General features: G+C 35.3%; 5 protein-coding genes. All 5 read left to right on the plus strand.

Annotated elements, in window-relative coordinates; translation table 11 throughout:
• On the plus strand, positions 1-193 hold a 193-nt coding region (locus ACT8VG_RS10130; protein ID WP_444195790.1), incomplete at its 5' end, for a hypothetical protein.
• A gap of 144 nt (positions 194-337) precedes the next feature.
• Positions 338-487, plus strand: coding sequence for a hypothetical protein (locus ACT8VG_RS10135; RefSeq protein ID WP_158546326.1), 150 nt, complete (start codon positions 338-340; stop codon positions 485-487).
• Positions 488-661: 174 nt separating this feature from the next.
• Positions 662-961: a type II toxin-antitoxin system RelB/DinJ family antitoxin gene (locus ACT8VG_RS10140; RefSeq protein WP_117459085.1), complete on the plus strand. Its 300-nt coding sequence runs from the start codon at positions 662-664 to the stop codon at positions 959-961.
• A 3-nt stretch (positions 962-964) separates the two neighbouring features.
• Complete coding sequence (locus ACT8VG_RS10145; protein ID WP_444195791.1) at positions 965-1,297, plus strand: type II toxin-antitoxin system RelE/ParE family toxin; 333 nt, start codon at positions 965-967, stop codon at positions 1,295-1,297.
• Positions 1,298-1,816: 519 nt separating this feature from the next.
• Positions 1,817-2,149: a winged helix-turn-helix transcriptional regulator gene (locus ACT8VG_RS10150; protein ID WP_444195792.1), complete on the plus strand. Its 333-nt coding sequence runs from the start codon at positions 1,817-1,819 to the stop codon at positions 2,147-2,149.
• Positions 2,150-2,484: the final 335 nt, after the last annotated feature.

Below are 2,484 nucleotides of genomic sequence, written 5' to 3' on the forward strand. Positions count from 1 at the left end.
ACTAAAAAATGCATATATTTTTGATATATTCAAATGCGGGAATATGGGCGGGATGAGACATTCAAAGACTACGAATACTTTGGTTATTGTCTCAGACTACGCAAAAGTAATTTATCACGATAAGTGGGTTGGTGGTGCTCTTCATTACACTGGTATGGGTAAAAATGGAGACCAGGTGCAAAGGATAAAATAAAAATGTAGGTAAAAGACAACATAAGGATGTTAGAGAACCTACAATTTTTAGATTGACTTTTGCAGTAATTTTAGTTAATCCAATTTTAAAGGGCTATGCATAGAAAATGGAAGAAGAAGCATAATGTGGTGGTTCGTACGATCAATGAGTATATTAAGAATGGTTGGCAGCATGCTGGCAGCTATGCAGGCTAACAAAAGTGCAATATTGATCATACAACAGCAGGCAGATACAGATGGTAATGCTGATTCGGATGATGATTTTATGATGACGTTATTGCACAGAGCTCATTGAATTGGATGGAAAAAGATTGATGGCAGAATCCGACAGCATAGAATACAGTTTAGGAAAATATCGCATGATTAATGGAGAAATTTACCGCCAAAAAGCGACGGCAGCAATTAAAAGTGTTTGTATTGTAAGAAGCAATACATGGTGGTACACTATAAGAAACAGGAGGTGCATACTATGGCGACAAAAACTGCAAATGTAACAGCGCGAATTCAACCGAATATAAAAGAGCAAGCAGAGGCAATTCTTGACAGACTTGGAATTCCTGTATCTGTATTCATAGATATGACTTATAGACAGGTTATTATGCGTGATGGAGTACCATTTTCTCTTGATATTCCGGATAAACTTGTTACAAGAGATTCTATAACACAAGCTGAATTTGATACGATGATGCAGACCGGGCTTGCACAGGCAAAAAAGAACGATTCTGTATCTGTTGATGAGGCTTTTAGTCAATTAAAGTCGAAGATATAGTGCATGAACGAATATGAAGTAAGGGTAACAAGGCAGGCATTAAAGCAGATAAAAGAGATAGTACATTATATTTCAAATGATCTAATGGCACCGGATGTAGCATATAATCTACTTGATAAGATGAAAGCAGAGATTACTAAGTTGTCGAGTTTTCCGAAAAAACATGACTTGATTGATGAAGAGCCATGGAGAACTGAGGGAGTACGCAAGATTGTAGTTAAAAACTTCCTGATTTATTATTGGGTTGATGATGAAAATAACAGAGTTCAGGTAACAGCAGTTATTTATTGCAGGAGAGATCAGACCAAGCAGCTAAGTAATATGGATATGGAGTAATGGCTTAATCCATAAGAATTACTATAAAAGTATATAGTTGTAATTACATAAAACTGAATACACGCAATGAAAGAAGCAGATATGTGGAAATTCTATGTGTCTGCTTTTTTCATGTAATTATATATACCACACCGCAGGTGTGTACCAGCAGGGTATTAGGGGAAGCCAAGATTAACGAGATGGTTTTTCGTAACACGAAAACCATATCTCGCCTACCATCTTACAGGAATTTCACTAGCAGGAGAAGTTGATTTATAAAAGACTGACAGAGTGATTATCACAGCAAAACAGATAAGAAGAATTATACGAGAGTAGGGATGTGTATGGTCCAACAAAGGAAGCAGGGAAAGATTGCACAGAATGTCCAATTGCGAATTGGACAATTTGCTAAGTTGTAATAATTTCCTCAAATACTCTGGTATAAGCCCTTCGGTGTAATCTCCTTCTTTGTAAAGTTCTATATCGTCACCATCGGCTATGTTAAGTCCAATGAATATACTGTAATATTTTTGAAACGATGTGACTGCATATGAAGAAAAAAAGGAGCTTCCTGCATGTCCTGTCGCAACATCAGTGTCTTTAATTGGTGGTAAATGGAAGCTATTAATAAGAAATTTAAAAAGTTGTACATTGAGATTCAATGAACTTCAAAGAGATTTAGATGGGATTTCTCAAAAAGTATTAACTGATAGTCTGAGGCAGATGATAGATGATGGCCTTGTGTATAGAATTGATTATCATGAGAATCCACCAAGAGTTGATTATGGATTGACAGACATTGGAAAAGATATGATGCCGATTATTAATGCATTGGCAGATTTCGGTAATTATTATAAGACGATTGTTGAATGAACCTAAGACACCTCATCACTGAATTGAATTTCAGTGGTGAGGTGCTTTTGTTTTTTTTACATATGATAGCATAAAAAAACATTACAAATAATATGAATTATTTCTCAAGTTCGTGAACCAAAAAACACAAAGCTTATTGTGAAAAAGACTGGAAAGGGTAGTCAGCTTGACTGGGTATGAGAAACAAATCAAAAAAGAGACTTATCATTTTTGCGATAAGTCTCTTTTTGTTTCTTTCTCCCAAAGTTGAAAATTACTTAGGGCTATATACCTTTTTAGGAAAAATTACAGAATTATTTTCATATTTTGCTTCAAAAGTTGCCTGGATAGAAAGC

This window comes from Catenibacterium sp. (assembly GCF_052354645.1).
Classification (GTDB): Bacteria; Bacillota_I; Bacilli_A; order Erysipelotrichales; family Coprobacillaceae; genus Catenibacterium; species Catenibacterium mitsuoka_A.

What these genes read in the sequence shown, in the direction of transcription:
- ACT8VG_RS10145 (WP_444195791.1), top strand. Translation starts at nt 965, where the DNA reads ATGAACGAATATGAAGTAAGGGTAACAAGGCAGGCATTAAAGCAGATA.
- ACT8VG_RS10140 (WP_117459085.1), top strand. Translation starts at nt 662, where the DNA reads ATGGCGACAAAAACTGCAAATGTAACAGCGCGAATTCAACCGAATATA.
- ACT8VG_RS10135 (WP_158546326.1), top strand. Translation starts at nt 338, where the DNA reads ATGAGTATATTAAGAATGGTTGGCAGCATGCTGGCAGCTATGCAGGCT.